This window comes from Martelella mediterranea (genome assembly GCF_021021415.1).
Classification (GTDB): Bacteria; Pseudomonadota; Alphaproteobacteria; order Rhizobiales; family Rhizobiaceae; genus Martelella; species Martelella mediterranea_C.
The window spans coordinates 46,924-63,247 of the sequence record NZ_JAINWJ010000051.1; the positions used below are offsets into that span (position 1 = coordinate 46,924).

The window sequence follows — 16,324 nt, forward strand, 5'->3', positions numbered from 1 at the left end:
AGCCTGCGCAACGTTAACTGATCGTCGCGGTGTCGCACACAGCCGAGCTAGACGCCGGTCCATTTTGTTTCGGATCGCGTGCCTCATACATCGGCGTCGGGTCTCTGGAAAGTTCCTGGTTGAACGTGGACTGTTTTGGGGGCATGGTTCGCGCAAATTGAACGGGGGGCATGGATGAGCGATCACGACAGGGTCTGGTTTCTGGCGCAGCTCAAGCCCAACAGCTACAAGATTGCCGAGCGTAATCTGGCCCGGCAGGGCTTCCAGACCTTTTTGCCGTTGCATGAAGAGGCCAAGCGCAACGGGAGCAGGTTCACCGTCCAAACGCGGCCGCTGTTTCCAGGCTATCTTTTTGTGGCCCTTGATACGCTGCAGGGTCGGTGGCGCGCGGTCAACTCAACCTATGGCATCACGAGGCTTGTCAGCCTTGGAAAAGAGCCGACGCCAGTCCCGGCCGGTCTCGTTGACCAGTTGATGATGCGTTGCAATGAGCAGGGTGTGGTGCTGCCGTCGAAGCTCTTGAAAAAGGGTGATCGGGTCAAGATGGCCAAGGGGCCGTTCGCGGATCTGATTGCCACAATCGAATCCGTGACGCCGGACCGCCGCGTCTGGGTGCTTATAGACATTATGGGCGGGCAGACCCGGGTTGCCGTGCAGCCCGACCAACTTCGGGCGGTGTAGCGAAACACGGGGTCAACGCCCGCTCAGCCAATAGGCCAGCTGTCCCACATTTTCGCGGATCGCGGTGTTCAGCACGGCCAGGTTCCGTGTCAGATTCCAGCCAATGCCGTCGCCAAAGGCCGACGTGCGATAATCGACGGGGAAGGCCACCAGGTTTTCCCAGCCGGCGGTTTCGAAACTGCGCATGGCGCGCGGCAGGTGGAAGGCGCTGGTGATCAGAACCCAGTTTTCTCCGCGCTTGGGGTTGGCAAGCGCCAGGCTGAGACGGGCGTTCTCGGCTGTATTGCGTGATTGGTCTTCCAGTAAGAGACGCTCGCGCGCCAAACCCTGTGCGAGAAAGAACTGCTCGGCAATCTCGGCCTCCGAGGTCGTGGCGCCGGCGGCGTCGCGGAGCGCGCCGCTGCCACCCGTAAAGAGAATTTTGGCGTCGGGAAACCGCCGCGCGAGCGCGAGCGCGGCCGTGTAGCGCTCCGCGCCTTCGTTGAGTTGCGGCTGGCCCCAAAAAGCGCTGGCCCGTGCGTCTTCGCCGCCGCCGAGCACGATGATGCCGTCGACATTCGCCAGGCTGGGGTCAGCCGGGTAGCGTCGTTCGATGGGCTGCAGGAGAAGGTCGCCAAGGGGTAGAATACTGAGCGCGACGAGCAGTCCCAGACTGACGCCGCTGATCCATAAAGCGATACGTCTGCGCCGCAGCAGCAAGGCAAGCACGATGCACGCCAAGGCAATGATGATCCAGGTGTCGGGCCGCAGGAGCGCGCCCACCAGCTTTGATGCTATGAAGAAGACGGTATCCATTGGGGCTAACTTTGCCGGTTGCCGATAACGGTCGTCAGGGCATTGCGATAGGCTTCGACGACCAATGCCTGATCGAACTCGCGTTCCATCTTCGCGCGCCCGGCTTGCCCCATCTCGGCGCGGGCTTCCGGCGACAGCGCGAGAAACCGTTCCATTGCCGTGGCCAGGCTGTCTGCATTGCGAGCCTCACAAAGAAAACCTGAAGCATTGTCGTCGATCACGGCACGACAACCAGGCACGTCGGTTCCGATGAGCGGCCGTCCCATCGCGGCTGCCTCGATCAATGTTCGCGGCGCACCCTCGCGATAAGAGGGCAGCACCACACAGGAGGTAGCAGCTATCGCCGGGCGCACATCGCTGGTGGTCCCGAGATACTCCACAACGCCCTCGGCCACCCAGGCGTCAACAGTCGCAGCGTCGATCGCGGTGCGGTTTTCCGAGCCTGCCGCGCCCAGCAGCTGGAAGGTTGCCTCCGGGTGACGCATCTTGATCTGCCGAGCGGCCTCAACGAATTCAATCACGCCCTTGTCGCGCAGAAGCCGGGCAATCATCAAAAACGCAGGCGGTGCATCCGCTGCGGGCATCTCGGTTTGAGCAAAGCGTACCAGATCAATGCCGGAGCCGGGCAACAACCGTGTCTGGTCAGCCCGCACCAGCCTCCGCTCGAGAAACAGGATTCGGTCGTCCTCATTCTGGAAAAAGACGATCGGCAGGTTGGCAAACGCCCCTCGATAGAGCTGCTCGGCTATGGTCTGCAGCAGTCCGCCTGAGAGAAAGGCTGTTCCAAGCCCTGTGACATTCGGAATAAAGGGCACGCCGGCGGCGCGCGCCGCTCGGGCCCCGAAAATATTGTTCTTGATCGTGAAGCTGAGGATGGCGTCGGGGCGCTCTTCCTGAAATATCCGCTTCAGCCTGTATTGCAGTTCCAGGTCGCGGACTGGATTGAGGCCCTTGACGCTCATCTTGAGCGGGAGAAACCGACAGCCGATCCGCTTAAGGTCGTCCACCGATCCATCGGGCGGCGCCAGGACTGTGATGCGATGCCCGTCAGCCTGGAGCGCCTCGACGAGAGGGCGCCGAAAATTCCAGATATTCCATGCGGCGTTCACCGTCATCAGGATGTGCAAGGGGGCGCTCCTCGATACGTGCAAGTTAGGTTTCGGTCTTTTATCCTGCCGACAGGTAATGGGGTCGCCAACTTGGCATCAATCCTCGGCGTAGCAAGATGCTGATCAGCTCCGCAATGTCGGCTTGCCGCACCATCAGTCTTTATCGCTGTCAGGTTTCCATGGCTCTGATATATCGGTCGACGGTTGCCTCGAGTCGGCCTTGTGGGCTGTCTGGATATTCTCTGGTAGCGCCTTCGTATTTCCAGCTTGCTTTTGCCCTGTAAGAGGGGTGCTGAACGCCGATAACGCGCTCGAAAGCGGAGGTTTTGACAAAGGACCGATAGGCTTGGCCGCCGAAAGCAAAGATTTTTGCCGGTGCGACAAGTTCTATCTCTCGTTCCAGAACTTCCGCAAAAACCGGCGCGAGAGCATCAGCGCGCCCATAATCAGGTGTCCATACTTTTCGTGCGTCAGTGACCCAAACCCCGTAGCCGGCTTTCACAAACCGCAGTATGAGCTCCCAGAAAGCACCATAGTTTTTGTAGCTGTTGCGGAACTTGGCATTATCGATGCCGAAAGGTGTACTGACCGTCAGGGCAGCGTGCTTTTGCCAATTCCGCAAAGGGTCCTGTGCGCAGAAAAACAGATAACCCTTTTCCGGCTTTCCGTCAGTAATCAAGCACGGCATGTCATAACCGGCCGGCAAACCCTGGATAATCTCAAGACCGGGGCAGTTGAAGTCATTCGGAGAGATGACGGGCATTACGTCACCCGCTCTGTCGGCCCTGTAGAGGTTGTCTTCGAAATAGTTCGCCAGATGGTCAAAAACCGATGATCTGAACAGGGCCTCCTGCGAAGAAATGAATTCCCGCCACCGGTCTTTGTTGAAATCTGGAACTTCTCTCATGTGTGCCTCCATGTCATCTTTGTCCCTGCCAACGCATCGTAAGTAGGGTTATGTGCGTCTCCCCTCTTATTACAACGCTTGGCAAAATAGGAAACGCTCAGGAATATTAATACGTCGTTTTTCCTGTGCCCTGATTATCGGTCATTGAGTGGTCCGAAAGCCGGGTTTTCGCTTAGCGAGGTTGGCGGTATTAAATTACCGCATCGCACAGGAGGCCTTAGACATGATGTTGATTGCCACTGAGAACTGATCCAGCGTGACCTTATGCGCCTAACCGGCTCAGTTCCGCGTGGATACCGACAGCAGTAGTATTTGTTTCCTCTGGTTGATATTTGATAGACTGGATCAGGCTTTGCGTCGCAGCAGAAATCGAGAAAACCATGTTCTTTGTCCGCATCGGATCATTCCTAGCGTGGCTGGGGCTAACATTCGGAGTGATCTCCCTTGGAATGGGGTTCGTACTTGGCTCTATGTTGCCCATTGATGACCCCGAGGCTTTGGCTCAAGCCCAAGCCTTTTTTGAGCGGCGCTATGGGGGCACGACCGCAGAAATGGTGACAAGGGGAATTTATCTGGTGCTCGGCTCGGTTGTTTTGGGCATCCTCGCCCATATTGCTCGGAAGCCTTAAACGTCGGTATGCCAAACTGAATAAATGGATCGACCGCACCGTTCCAGCGTGATCCAACGTCTGAAAAAAAGCCCTTGTCAGGCGGGTCGTTCCACATATGACAAACCATAACCACACGCCAAAATTTGTGTTTTATTATTCGGTGGCGCGTAAGATCACTTGCCAGTCTTGCCGCCCGCCAAGGATACGGATGATATCTATTTGGTTTTTGTTGATGGTGTAGATCACCAAATGGCTTTGGTGATGGTGGACACGGATGGGCGGATCAAACTCTATGCGCTCCCGCGCAAGTAATGGCATGGACGCGATCATGTCAAACGCTTGAGCCAGACCGTCAATATAATGATCCGCTTGATCGAGTGACCAGTTTTCGGCCGTGTATCTCCAAACTTCGTCTAAATCCTCAAAGGCTTTTGGTGTAAGCCGATATTGCAGCTTACTTGATGGCATGACGCTCGCGCATTCGCAACTTAAAGGCCGTATGGTCAAAAGCCTGCGGCTCGCCGCTTTCGATGCCTTCGGTGATTGCAGCCTGCAGTGTTTTGACGGCCGTGTGTCGCTCCTGGTCTTTGCGGATCAGGTCGCGGACGTAATCGCTCGCATTGCTATAACGGCCGTCGCTTGTTTGGGCTTCAACCCAAGCCTTCATCGGGTCAGGCAGCGAAACATTCATGGTTGCCATTGTTCGATCTCCTTACCTAAGAGAATATCAAAAATGACAAAGATTGTCAAAAAAATTTAGCAAGGATCAGCGCAACATAACCACAAACCCGCATTTGGGGGTATGCATGAGCGTTTTTCTCGACCTATTTTCACGATAAGTCTTTGGAATATTTGAAGCATGTGGGGCCCGGTGCCACTCCGAATGACACTGGAAATCGAGATATAGACGCTCTACCTGCAGCAGCGACACTCACCGATAGCCCATTCTTGGACAGACACTTAGAGATTCGGGCAATTTTCGCGCAGGAAAATCTCGAATGCGGTGAAGGCTTCGGGGACGTTCGGCTGTTCCGCGCGCTTGAAGTGGGCCGCAAGAATCTCCAGCGATTTGCTGGCTTCAAGGCGCGGATTCTGGTCGATCACAGCATCGAGAATGCCCTTTCGCAGCAGTTCGCAGCGAAGCGGCGTGAGTTCGTGGGTGATGAACACTACATCGCCGGTTTTTCCGAGTTCCTCGAGGGTCTTCGCGATTCGATAGTTCCCGGCTGACACGTTGTAAATGCCGCGCACGTCTTCACTTGTTTCAAGCGCACGTCTGACGAGCGATGCCGCCCGCGCGCTGTTTTCTTCGCTCTCGGCGATATCCAGAAGGCTCAGGCCGGGAAAGCGTTCGCGCAGGACGGCGCGGAAACCCATCTCGCGTTCCTGATGGCCGATAATCCGGTGATAGCCCAGCAATACGAGAACCTTGCCTCCGTCGCGCCCGATGAAACGGCCCATCAGTTCGCCGGCGGCCCGGCCTATGCGTCTGTTGTCCGGGCCGACATAGGCCAGCCTGCCCGAGGCGGGCAGATCGCTGACGAGGGTCACGATCGGTATGCGCTTGCTCACAGCCGCAAGACAGCACGATACATCCGGATGATCCGGGCAGCAGATGACGATGCCGTCATATTGTTCGGACAGGTCATGGATGCGCTTCACGATCCTTGCGGAATCGATCGGGTCGATATCATGGATGAAACAGCGGATTCTGAAACCGTCGCCGTGCCCTTCCAGCGCGGAAAACGCATCCCTCATTGCCGCGAAGAAGGGGTTGTCCGGCGATGGAAGAAGGACCGCGATGCGCAGCGTCGCGGCATGGGCTCTGAAGATTTTACGGTCGAGATCAAGGCGTCGGGCCCAATCGAGAACCTTCGCTTCGGATTTAGGCGAGACCCCGCCTCTCCGGTTCACGACGCGATCGACCGTTGCAATGCTCAGGCCGGCCGCCTTCGCGATCTCTTCCAGGGTGGTTTTTCTGCTCATTGTTCAAAAATGATGGAAAGCCATCATTTTTGCAAGTTCAAAGATGGAAATCCTGCATGTATAAACAACCTGCCGCAGGTCTGAAGAGACATTGCCGGCTACGGGAGGAATTGATGTCGAATAATGCCGCCGCGCGGACTGCCCTCCGCAGCATCCGTCTTGGAGTAAGCCCGCTGTCGTGGGTCAATGAGGTTCTGGAAGATCTTGGCCGCGATGTCTCCGCCGATGCGATCTTGGCCGAGGCGCGGGCGGCGGGTTTTTCCGGCGTGGAGATGAGCCGCGCCTTTCCCGAGGATGCGGATGATCTTGCGGCTCTGCTTTCAGCGCGCGGCCTTGAATTTGTTTCCGGCTGGTACAGCGGTTTCCTGGCGGAGCGGAGCGTGACCGAGGAACTGGAGGCGGTGCGCGAGCACGCGGACAGGCTGAAGGCGCTGGGCGCTGCGGTGATGGTTTACGGCGAATGCGGCCATATGGCCGACGAAGCGCTCGACGTGCCGCTGTCCGCCCGGCTGACGCTGACGGCGGAGGACATGGCGGCCTATGGCGCCCGCCTGACCGAATTTGCCGAAAAGCTGCGCGATGAATGGGGCCTGGTCCTGGTCTATCACCACCACCTCATGATGGTCGCCGAATCGCTGAATGAAGTCTGCGCCGTGATGGACAATACCGGCCCAGCCGTTTCCCTCTTGCTGGATACCGGACACGCTTACGCAGGCGGCTTCGATTATGCGCTTTTGCTTGATAAATATGCGCAGCGGATCCGGCACATTCATCTCAAGGACGTGCGGGCGGATGTCATGCAGCAGGTCCGCGCTGAAGGCATCAGCTTCAATGATGGCGTGCGGATGGGAATGTTCTCCATTCCCGGTGACGGCGCCGTCGATTTCGATCCACTCGCCCGCTTTCTTGCCAGCGGCGTTTACGACGGCTGGCTGGTTGTCGAGGCCGAGCAGGATCCGGCCAAGGCGCCGCCGGCTGAAACGGCGAGCCGCGCCTTCCGCTTCGTCAGCGATACAATCCTCAACCGCGAAACGGTGTGAAACCGTTCTTTCGGAGTTTAGAATGACTAGGAAGACTTTGAATATCGGGCTGATCGGCTCCGGCTTCATGGGCCAGGCCCATGCCGATGCCTTTCACAGGGCAGGGCTGCTCTATCGCGATCTGCCGTTGCAGCCGGTGCTCCACACGCTGGCGGACGCCACTGCGGAACTCGCCGCGTCGGCCGCGGCCCGTTTCGGCTTTGCCCATTCCACCGGCAACTGGCGGACGATGCTGGCCGACCCGGAAATTGACGTGATCGACATCACCACGCCGAATGCCATGCATTTCGACATGGCGCTGGAAGCCATCGAGGCGGGCAAGCACGTCTACTGCGAAAAACCGCTGACGGTGACGCTGGAAGACGCCCGCAGGCTCAGGGATGCCGCCAGCGCCAGAGGCGTCAAGACGATGGTCGCCTTCAACAATATCAAGACGCCTGCCGCGCTGCTGGCGAAAAAACTCATCGATCGCGGCGATATCGGTCGGCTGACACGGTTTCGCGGCTGGTTCGATCAGGGTTTTTTCAACGATCCCGAAATGCCCTGGTCCTGGCGGTGCTCGCGTGAGCAGGCGGGATCCGGTTCGCTGGGCGATCTGGGCAGTCACGTCGTATCGGTCGCGCAATATCTGATGGGCGGCGTTGAAAGCGTGGTCGGTCAGGAGCAGACATTCTTTGAAGCACGTCCCGCGCAGGGCCGCGGCTCCGGCTACGGCGCGGCGGCGGACGCATCGGGCGCGCGGCTGAAAGTCGAGAATGAAGATCAGTTCCAGGCGCTCGTGAGCTTCACGAATGGCGCTGGAGGCATCATCGAAAGCTCGCGGATCGCCGCAGGCAAGGTCTTCGGCATATACTGGGAGATATCGGGAACGGAGGGCACGATCGTCATGGATGGCGAACGCTTCAACGAGCTGAAGATCGCCCGCTACAGCGAACCCAAGCACGACCGCGGCTTCAAGACCCTGCTGGCCGGCAGTCAGGTCGAGCAGTTCAACGGCTTTTTCGGCTTCGATTTCGCCGGCGGCGGGCTTGGCTATTTCGACGTGAAGGTGATTGAAGTCCATGACCTGATTCACGGGATCGCCGGGCAGGAGCGCTGCTTCCCCGATTTCGCCTTCGGCTATGAGAACCAGCGCATCATCGCCGCCATGGAGCAATCCGTGGCGCAGCGCAGCCGCGTTACCCTAGGAGAGTGAGATGACCGGAATTGCAATCATGGGCGCAGGGCGGATGGCCCGTGTACATGCAGCCTCGATCATCGCGGCGGGAGCGCATGTGGCGATGATCTACGACCCCGTGATTGCGGCGGCGGAGGCGCTGGCAGCCGATACCGGCGCGCGCGTTGCCTCCTCTCCCGCCGAAGCCATGGGCGACGGCGCGGTTGATGCCATCATGATCGCCACCTCTTCGGATACCCACGTGGAATTGCTGATCGAGGCTGGCAAAACCGGCAAGCCGGTGCTGTGCGAAAAGCCGCTGGCGGCCAGCTATGATGAGTCCAGAGCCTTTGTCGAAACCGCCGGTGAAGACATGGCGCGCAAGGTATTTCTCGGGTTTAACCGGCGCTTCGATCGCGGCCATGCCGCAGTGCGTGAAGCGGTCAAGGCCGGGCGGATCGGGCGGCTTGAGCAACTGACCATCACCAGCCGCGATCCCTTCCCGCCGCATCTGGACTATATCCCGCGCTCGGGCGGGCTGTTTCGGGACATGATGATCCATGATTTCGATATGGCGCGGTCGATAGTTGGCGCGCCGATCGTTTCGGTCACCGCGCACGGGACTTCGGTGGTCGATCCGGAAATCGGCAGGCTGGGTGATGTGGACACCGCATCCGTGACCATGCTGGCGGAGGACGGAACGATCATCACGATCCTCAATTCGCGCCGCTGTGCCTTCGGGTTCGACCAGCGCATCGAAGCCTTCGGCGCCCTCGGCATGGTGGTGTCAGACAATCCGCGCCAGTCGGGATTCCGCAGCTTTACGAAAGAAGCGCCGGGCGCCGACGCGCCCATTCTTGAATTCTTTATGGAGCGTTACGGTCCGTCCTATACGGCCGAAATCAAGCTGTTCCTAGATTGTGCGAAGGAAGGGCGCGATATGCCGGTGAATGCGCTGGACGGACATATGGCCGCCTGTCTGGCGGAAGCGGCCACCGCCTCGCTCAAACAGGGCAAGACCATCCATCTGACCGACCTCGATCAGGAGTTTTAGGCATGAACCAACCCCATACCGATACGATCGCGATCATCACAGGCGGCGCTCAGGGCGTCGGCCACGCCATCGCCAGCCGGCTGGCGGACGAGGGCTGCACCCGGTTGATGCTCACCGGCCGCAACGAAGCAAAGGGCGCAAGGGCCGTCGACGATTTCGCCAGCCGCGGCGTGGACGCGAAATTCGTGTCTCTCGATCTTCAGAATCCGGCCGGATGCCTGGCCCTGGTGGAGCGGACCGTGGCGGATTTTGGCGATGTGAACGCTTTGGTCAATGCCGCGGCGCTCGGCGCGCGCGGTTCGATCACCAGTACCACGCCCGAACTGTTCGACGAGATGTTCACGACCAATGTGCGCGGCCCCTTTTTCCTCATCCAAGGGTTCGTCCGGCATCGTCTCGACCAAGGCGGACGCGGCCATATCGTCAATATCCTGTCAAACTGCGCCCATTGCGGGCAGTCCTATCTCGCGCCCTATTCTTCCTCGAAGGGGGCGCTGGCGACGCTGACCAAGAATGTGGCCAATGCCCACCGCTTCGACAGGATCCACTGCAACGCGATCCTGCCGGGCTGGATGGATACGCCCGGCGAGGACGGCACGCAGCGAAAATATCATGGCGCCACAGACGGCTGGCTTGAACGCGCGGAGGCGGGCCAACCCATGGGGCAACTGGCCAAGCCGTCCCAGCTTGCGGAGCTGGCGAGCTATCTGCTCAGCGAACAATCGGGCGTCATGACCGGCGCGCTCATCGACTACGATCAGAATATCCCGGGAGCCTATCCCGAATAGGCCCCGGGATCACCGGCCCCGATCGGGGCAACAAACCCAGGGAGAAGAACTGAAATGAAGCAACTACTGTTAGCCTCGGCGGCTTTGATGTCGATGGCGTGCGCGGCCTCTGCGGAGCGCTATGTCATGATAACCCACACCATGGGCACTGACCCGTTCTGGCCTATCGTTGAAATGGGCGGGCGAGACGCGGCCGAACAGGTGGGAGCGGATTTCGAGCACAATTTTGCCCCGTCCGGCGACATGGCCGACATGGCCAGGCTGATCGAATCCGCCGCCGCGACCCAGCCCGACGGCATCATCGTTTCACTGCCCGATCCCGACGCGCTTGGGGGGGCGGTGACGGACGCGACCGAAGCCGGCATCCCCGTTATCACCATCAATGCAGGCGAGGAATATTCCGAACAGCTCGGTGCCCTGATGCATATCGGTCAGAGTTCGAAGGTGGCCGGGCAGGGCGCGGGCGAGCGCCTGCTGGAAGAGAAAGGCGAGATCGGTCGCGCGCTATGCCTCAACCACGAGGCTTTCAACACCGATCTCGTGACCCGCTGTGAGGGGTTCTTCGATGCCATCGGCCAGGATCTGAACATGATCGACGTTTCCAACGACGTCGCGCAGATCACCACCCGCACTGCCGCCGCTTTGCAGTCGGACCCGGAGGTGGATACGCTTCTGGCCGTCGCGCCGCATACCTGCGAGGCTGCGGCCACGGCAATCGACGAAGTCGGCGCCGCGGATGTGAATTTGGTCTGCTTCGACCTCAGCGCCGGAGTCATAGACCTTATCGAGGAAGGCAAGGTTGATTTCACCATCGACCAGCAGCCTTATCTGCAGGGATATCTCGGGGTGATTTTCCTCAATCTCTACAACACCCGGTCCGGCATGGTGCCGCCAATCGACGTGCCGTCGGGACCGGGTTTCGTGGATCAGGCCAATGCGAGCGCCGTGCGCGAGCAGGCCGGTACGTACCGCTGACACGAGATGGCGAATTTCCACCGAAGGGCCGATCAGCCCTTCGGTCGGAGATCGGTAGGGAAAAATGACCAATTCAACAACACCGACAACATCGAGTTCCGGACGCACAGAGGCGGACCGGCTTCAAAAGGGGAGCCGGCTTTCCGCCCTGGTTCGACATCCCGAGATCGGATCCTTTGTGGTGATGGTCGTGGTGATCATCGCGATTGCCATTGCGAGCAACGGCAACGCCTTCAACCCGCTCGGGCTGAAAAACAATTTTTCGATCATCGCGCAATTCGGAATCATCGCTACCGGCGCGTGCCTATTGATGATCGCGGGAGACTTCGACCTGTCCATCGGATCCATGATCGGGTTCGCGGGCATGTCGATGTCGATGATGCTGAAATGGGGGCTGCCTTTTGGCCTTGGTCCGGCCACCCCGCTGACCGCCTTCGCCCTGACGCTTGTCATGACGCTGGCGATCGGCTGGCTGATCGGCAACATCGTTGTGCGCTCGCGACTGTCGAGCTTCATCGTTACGCTGGCGTTTTTGTTCTTTCTCCGGGGCCTGACCGAGGTGTGCTTCCGAATCATCAACAAGTCCACCCAGATTTCCGGTCTGCCCGATTTCAAGGAAACCAGCTGGTTCGCTAACCTTTTCGGCGGCGAAGTCTTCGGCTGGTTCTATGATTTCTGGTTCATGCTGGGCGGAAATCTCAACCGCGCGGGCAATCAGTGGGTCTATGGTTTCGACGCGCGGGTTCTCTGGTGGCTCATCGTCGTCGTCGTGGCCTATGTCGTTCTGTCACGCACCCAGGCCGGCAACTGGATTTTCGCCACGGGCGACAATGCCGAAAGCGCGCGCGCCAACGGCGTGCCGGTCGACAAGGTGAGGATTTCGCTGTTCATGTTCACCGCTTTCTGCGCCACGCTGTTTGCCGCCTGTCAGGTCTTCGAGACCAACACCGCGGACGCTGCCAAGGGCAATCTCAAGGAGCTTGAGGCCATCGCTATCGCCGTGGTCGGCGGCACGTTGATGACCGGCGGTTTCGGCTCGGTGCTGGGAGTGGTCTTCGGAGCCATTACCTTCGGCCTCGTGGCCAATGCCGTGTTCTTCATTCCGTCCATCGACGGTTCGTACTATCGCGTTTTTGTGGGCGTCGTGCTGCTGACCGCCGTGTTCCTGAACGAGAACGTTCGCAAGCGCATCACGGGAGGATTGTGATCATGGCCGATCCCATCATCAGAACGGAAGGGCTGGTCAAGCGGTTCGGCCCCTTCACCGCGCTCAACGGCATCGATATCGAGGTCAGGAAGGGCCAGGTGCTGGCGTTGCTGGGCGATAACGGGGCCGGCAAGTCGACCCTAATCCGCATCCTGTCGGGCGTCCACAAGCCAACCGAGGGCAGAATCTATGTCGAGGGCAAGGAAGTCGTCTTCAATTCGCCGCGCGATGCCGCTGCTGCCGGCATTGGCACGGTCTATCAGGATCTGGCGATCAATCCGCTAATGAGCGTCACGCGCAATTTCTTTCTGGGGCGGGAGCTTTACAGGGGCGTGCGGCCCTTCGGGCTTCTCGACATGAAGACCATGGACGAGATTACCCACGCCGAGATGAAAAAGATCGGCATCGACATTTCCGATCCCCGTCAGGCGGTCGGCACCATGTCGGGCGGCCAGCGCCAGACGCTGGCGATCGCGCGGGCGATCTATTTCGGCGCCAAGGTGCTGATTCTCGACGAGCCGACATCGGCGCTGGGCCAGAAGCAGCAGATGAGCGTCCTAAAAACGATGATGAAGGTACGCGCCAAGGGCGATATCGCGATCATCTTCATCACCCACAACGAGATACACTCGCAGCTGGTCGCCGACAGCTTCACTTTCCTGGCTCTTGGAGAGGTGATCGGGTGCGGCGACAAGAACGATCTCGAACATGACGAGATTCGCCGGCTGATGGCGGGCGGGGCCGAGATCCGGGATCTGGAAAAGGAACTGGCTGCAGTCACCGCAGATTGAGCTGCGCCGAAAACCAGGCATTTCTGGACGGCTGAAGGGCGTGTGGGAAATGGAAGGCTCGCATCGCATGCGGCTCTGTTGCAAAAATCTCAAACGGCTATGAAGTTCCGAGCCCGGTTCATCAACCGGTTTGAGTTTCGATATCCTTGGGGAGAAGTGCAACGGCTTCCATCAACGCGCTCGGACAGATGCCGAAAGCCCACTCAATAATACGCGCCTCACCGCGGATGTCTTTGAGCTGCTGCCGGTTTCGTGGTCATGAAGATAAGATCGTGACCACGAAACTGGAGATGGGCTAATCCGAGACGTAACTTCAGCCGGGAGTTTAAAACGGAAGCGGTGCGACTGGTGACGGAAAGAGAGGCTGTTGCGCAGGCGGCTCGCACGATATCCTCTTCTTGCGCAGTCTCTAATCGGAGCTGAATGAAACTTGGCGGCAGGCGGCGTCGCCTTATCTTTCCGTCTCTTTCAGCGCGTCGAGGGAGAAGCTGGAGTCGACTTTTTCGCTGGACTTTGTAACAGGTGAATTTTGAGGGGTATTGCCCCCTGTTTGGCAAGCTTTATCTTCGATTTTTCGGCGGGGTCTTCGATCGGACGTGTGTCAGGCCTCAGATTGTGGCCTTCGATGACGCCACGGGCCGGTATGCTGTTCGGAAAGCTGGGTTCACATCGGTTCAGAGAGCTGCAAGCGCTCGAGCCCCGGGTCTGAATTTCCCTGCCTTGAACTTCGAAGTCCGTGTCGCGTACTCCTCGTCGATCGCTCACCCCGGCCTTGCGGCCATGTCGTGCCTTTTTCCTTTTCGGTTTCAGGTCACGCCATTCGATAATCCTCTTGCTTGGTCGACATGGCCCAGATCATTCGGGCCATTTTATTCGCCAGCGCAACGGCCGCGACCATCCTGGGCTTGCGTGCCACGAGAGCAGCGAGCCAGCGATTCGAACTGCCGCCTTTCCGGACGACCCACCGGATCACGCTCATCGCTCCGACGATTAGCAGTCGGCGGATATCGGTCTGTCCCATCTTGCTGACCGACCCCAGCCTGGCCTTGCCCCCCGTGGACCTCTGCCGTGGGACCAGACCCAGCCAGGCCGCAAAGTTCCGCCCACTGTCAAAAGTGTCGAGGTCGGGCGCAAACGCCGCCACGGCGCCTGCCGTCACGGGGCCGATCCCGGGGATGGTGCAAAGCCGCCGCAACTCACAATCTGTCTTCGATGCATCTTCCAACTCGTTTGCCAGCCGTTCGATCACGTCGCTCAGCCGCGTGATCTGCTCGAGATAGACCGCCCCCATCTCCCGAACCGGGTCAGGCAGGTCGCTGCTCTCGTCCGCTAACGCATTCTCGAGTAGTTTCAGGCTCGCCGGTCCCTTCGGCGCTACCAGCCCGAATTCGGCCAGATGGCCGCGCAGCGCGTTGATGAGCTGCGTGCGCTGCCGGACCAAACATTGGTGGGTGCGGAACGCCACAGCACGGCCTTGGGTTTCTGCACTCTTCACTGCCACGAAACGCATGGTGGGACGCATGGCCGCCTCGGCGATAGCCTCCGCGTCCGCGCGGTCATTCTTCTGGCGCTTGACGAACGGTTTCACATACGCCGCCGGCACCAGACGCACTTCATGACCGTGAGACTGCGCCATCCGGCCCCAGTGATGCGACGTGGCGCATGCCTCCATAGCGACGACACAGGCCGGCTGCTCGCCCAGAAGCGTCGCCAACCGGTTCCGAGACAGTGCCCGATTATACAGAACCGTCCCGTCAGATCCGACCGCACAAACCTGAAAGCTACCTTTTGCCAAGTCGATTGCCAGAATGCTGATCTTCGATGTCATTGATGCGCCCTCCGCTCGGTGAATATAGAACCGTCTTGGTATACCCGATGCCGCTGGGTGGGGGGCATCCACCGCATCAGTTCAGTATAATTCATGACGCACGTCCTGGTCACCGGCGGAGCCGGTTATATCGGCTCCCATGCCTGCAAGCTGCTGGCCCGACAGGGCTATATTCGGTGACTTTCGACAACCTGATCACCGGCTGGGCGGAAGCCGTGAAGTTCGGTCCTTTTGTACAGGGTGACCTTTTGGATCGTGAGGCGCTGGACGCGGCCTTTGTCGAATACCAACCTGTTGCGGTGATGCATTTTGCAGCGCTTAGTCAGGTGGGAGAAGCCAGCCGCGAACCGGGCCGCTACTGGCGCAACAATGTTCTGGGCTCGCTCAACCTGTTTGAGGCCATGGTCGATGCTGGCTGCAAGCATATCGTTTTTTCGTCGACTTGCGCGACCTATGGCGACCAGGATGGCGTGGTGCTCGATGAGCAAAGCGGCCAGATCCCTCTCAATGCCTATGGCTCTTCCAAGCGAGCAGTGGAAGAGGTCCTGCGCGACTTCAGGCTCAGCCATGGCCTGAACGCCGTGGTATTTCGGTATTTCAACGTGGCCGGCGCCGACCCCGATGCCGAGATCGGAGAATGGCATCAGCCTGAAACTCACCTTATCCCGCTGATTATTCAAGCCGCCGCTGGCAAGCGTGATGCTTTGACCGTTTTCGGCACGGATTATCCGACGCCCGACGGCACCTGCGTGCGTGATTATGTCCATGTAATGGACCTTGTCGATGCCCACATCAAAGGGCTGGAATTGATGCTCGAAGGAAACGTCAACCGGGTGTTCAATCTGGGAACGGGGTCAGGCTTTTCAGTCAAGGAAGTCATCGCCGAGTGCGAGGCCGCGACGGGCCTTCAGGTTCCCCATCGCCTCGGCCCACGCCGCGCTGGCGATAGCGCGATGCTGGTGTCTGGCAGCCGAAGAGCCGAAGTGGAGCTGGGATGGATACCGCAACGTTCCACGCTTCGGCACATGATTGAAGATGCCTGGCGCTGGTATCAGACCAACGGCTATTCGGCGTGAGAGCCGACACCGCCCGGTGTCTTCACAAGATCAGGGGCGCGTCCCGCAGCGAGCAGGTCGAAGCGTCGGGAAGGCGCATTTTATCGGGGAGCAGCTTGCCAGCGTGGCATTTGCCATTGCATCGATCTTGCGTCGCATTTATGTTGCACAAAGCTGTAACACGCCAGCCTGCCGTCTGTTTTAGCTATTTTATTTCAATGACTTATTTTTGGCCTTGAGTTGACTGAGGCTCCAGGTTCCCCAGCCAAACAAATCAATAACGCTTCACCAGTGCCTCCAGCGGTTAGAGGTGGCTCGGGAAATCTGCACAGCTAGGATAA

General features: G+C 59.1%; 16 protein-coding genes and 1 pseudogene. 10 read left to right on the forward strand and 7 right to left on the reverse strand.

Annotated elements, in window-relative coordinates; translation table 11 throughout:
* The first annotated feature begins 174 nt into the window (after positions 1 to 174).
* Positions 175 to 681, forward strand: coding sequence for a transcription termination/antitermination protein NusG (nusG, locus tag K7H91_RS21700; protein WP_230722291.1), 507 nt, complete (start codon positions 175 to 177; stop codon positions 679 to 681).
* A gap of 12 nt (positions 682 to 693) precedes the next feature.
* Here nusG and K7H91_RS21705 read toward each other — a convergent pair whose 3' ends face one another.
* From K7H91_RS21705 to K7H91_RS21715, 3 genes are all read right to left on the reverse strand, one after another.
* Positions 694 to 1,476, reverse strand: coding sequence for a YdcF family protein (locus K7H91_RS21705; RefSeq protein ID WP_230722292.1), 783 nt, complete (start codon positions 1,474 to 1,476; stop codon positions 694 to 696).
* 5 nt (positions 1,477 to 1,481) lie between these two features.
* Entirely contained in the window at positions 1,482 to 2,603 is a 1,122-nt protein-coding gene (locus K7H91_RS21710; RefSeq protein ID WP_230722293.1) for a glycosyltransferase family 4 protein, read from the reverse strand.
* Between the two features lie 151 nt (positions 2,604 to 2,754).
* Entirely contained in the window at positions 2,755 to 3,492 is a 738-nt protein-coding gene (locus K7H91_RS21715; RefSeq protein ID WP_230722294.1) for a uracil-DNA glycosylase family protein, read from the reverse strand.
* Positions 3,493 to 3,824: 332 nt separating this feature from the next.
* On the opposite strand from K7H91_RS21715, the gene K7H91_RS21720 reads away from it, so the two are divergent.
* A complete protein-coding gene (locus K7H91_RS21720; protein WP_230722295.1) occupies positions 3,825 to 4,121 on the forward strand; it encodes a hypothetical protein in 297 nt (98 codons plus the stop codon).
* Positions 4,122 to 4,256: 135 nt separating this feature from the next.
* On the opposite strand, the gene K7H91_RS21725 is transcribed toward K7H91_RS21720, so the two are convergent.
* The 3 genes from K7H91_RS21725 to K7H91_RS21735 all read right to left on the reverse strand — a co-directional run bounded on the left by K7H91_RS21725 (position 4,257) and on the right by K7H91_RS21735 (position 6,089).
* Positions 4,257 to 4,571: a type II toxin-antitoxin system RelE/ParE family toxin gene (locus K7H91_RS21725; protein WP_230722296.1), complete on the reverse strand. Its 315-nt coding sequence runs from the start codon at positions 4,569 to 4,571 to the stop codon at positions 4,257 to 4,259.
* The gene (locus K7H91_RS21730; RefSeq protein WP_230722297.1) at positions 4,558 to 4,803 is read right to left on the reverse strand and encodes a type II toxin-antitoxin system ParD family antitoxin; all 246 of its coding nucleotides are present in this window, start codon (positions 4,801 to 4,803) and stop codon (positions 4,558 to 4,560) included. The genes K7H91_RS21725 and K7H91_RS21730 overlap by 14 nt, the downstream gene beginning before the upstream one ends.
* Before the next feature lie 260 nt (positions 4,804 to 5,063).
* Positions 5,064 to 6,089: a LacI family DNA-binding transcriptional regulator gene (locus tag K7H91_RS21735; RefSeq protein WP_330166033.1), complete on the reverse strand. Its 1,026-nt coding sequence runs from the start codon at positions 6,087 to 6,089 to the stop codon at positions 5,064 to 5,066.
* A gap of 113 nt (positions 6,090 to 6,202) precedes the next feature.
* Between K7H91_RS21735 and iolE the strand changes: the two genes are divergently transcribed.
* From iolE to K7H91_RS21770, 7 genes are all read left to right on the forward strand, one after another.
* The gene (iolE, locus tag K7H91_RS21740; RefSeq protein ID WP_230722298.1) at positions 6,203 to 7,129 is read left to right on the forward strand and encodes a myo-inosose-2 dehydratase; all 927 of its coding nucleotides are present in this window, start codon (positions 6,203 to 6,205) and stop codon (positions 7,127 to 7,129) included.
* A gap of 22 nt (positions 7,130 to 7,151) precedes the next feature.
* The gene (locus K7H91_RS21745; RefSeq protein ID WP_230722299.1) at positions 7,152 to 8,324 is read left to right on the forward strand and encodes a Gfo/Idh/MocA family protein; all 1,173 of its coding nucleotides are present in this window, start codon (positions 7,152 to 7,154) and stop codon (positions 8,322 to 8,324) included.
* Between the two features lies 1 nt (position 8,325).
* The gene (locus K7H91_RS21750) at positions 8,326 to 9,339 is read left to right on the forward strand and encodes a Gfo/Idh/MocA family oxidoreductase (protein WP_230722300.1); all 1,014 of its coding nucleotides are present in this window, start codon (positions 8,326 to 8,328) and stop codon (positions 9,337 to 9,339) included.
* A 2-nt stretch (positions 9,340 to 9,341) separates the two neighbouring features.
* Positions 9,342 to 10,127, forward strand: coding sequence for an SDR family oxidoreductase (locus K7H91_RS21755; protein ID WP_230722301.1), 786 nt, complete (start codon positions 9,342 to 9,344; stop codon positions 10,125 to 10,127).
* A 54-nt stretch (positions 10,128 to 10,181) separates the two neighbouring features.
* On the forward strand, positions 10,182 to 11,102 hold the full coding sequence (locus tag K7H91_RS21760) for a sugar ABC transporter substrate-binding protein (protein ID WP_230722302.1): 921 nt from the start codon (positions 10,182 to 10,184) through the stop codon (positions 11,100 to 11,102).
* Positions 11,103 to 11,166: 64 nt separating this feature from the next.
* A complete protein-coding gene (locus K7H91_RS21765; RefSeq protein WP_230722303.1) occupies positions 11,167 to 12,309 on the forward strand; it encodes an ABC transporter permease in 1,143 nt (380 codons plus the stop codon).
* Positions 12,310 to 12,311: 2 nt separating this feature from the next.
* Complete coding sequence (locus K7H91_RS21770) at positions 12,312 to 13,100, forward strand: ATP-binding cassette domain-containing protein (protein ID WP_230722304.1); 789 nt, start codon at positions 12,312 to 12,314, stop codon at positions 13,098 to 13,100.
* 811 nt (positions 13,101 to 13,911) lie between these two features.
* On the opposite strand, the gene K7H91_RS21775 is transcribed toward K7H91_RS21770, so the two are convergent.
* Positions 13,912 to 14,928 (reverse strand): IS110 family transposase, encoded by a 1,017-nt coding sequence (locus tag K7H91_RS21775; protein ID WP_230722305.1) that lies wholly within the window; start codon positions 14,926 to 14,928, stop codon positions 13,912 to 13,914.
* 93 nt (positions 14,929 to 15,021) lie between these two features.
* Between K7H91_RS21775 and galE the strand changes: the two are divergent.
* Positions 15,022 to 16,004, forward strand: a pseudogene (galE, locus tag K7H91_RS21780) (UDP-glucose 4-epimerase GalE).
* Positions 16,005 to 16,324: the final 320 nt, after the last annotated feature.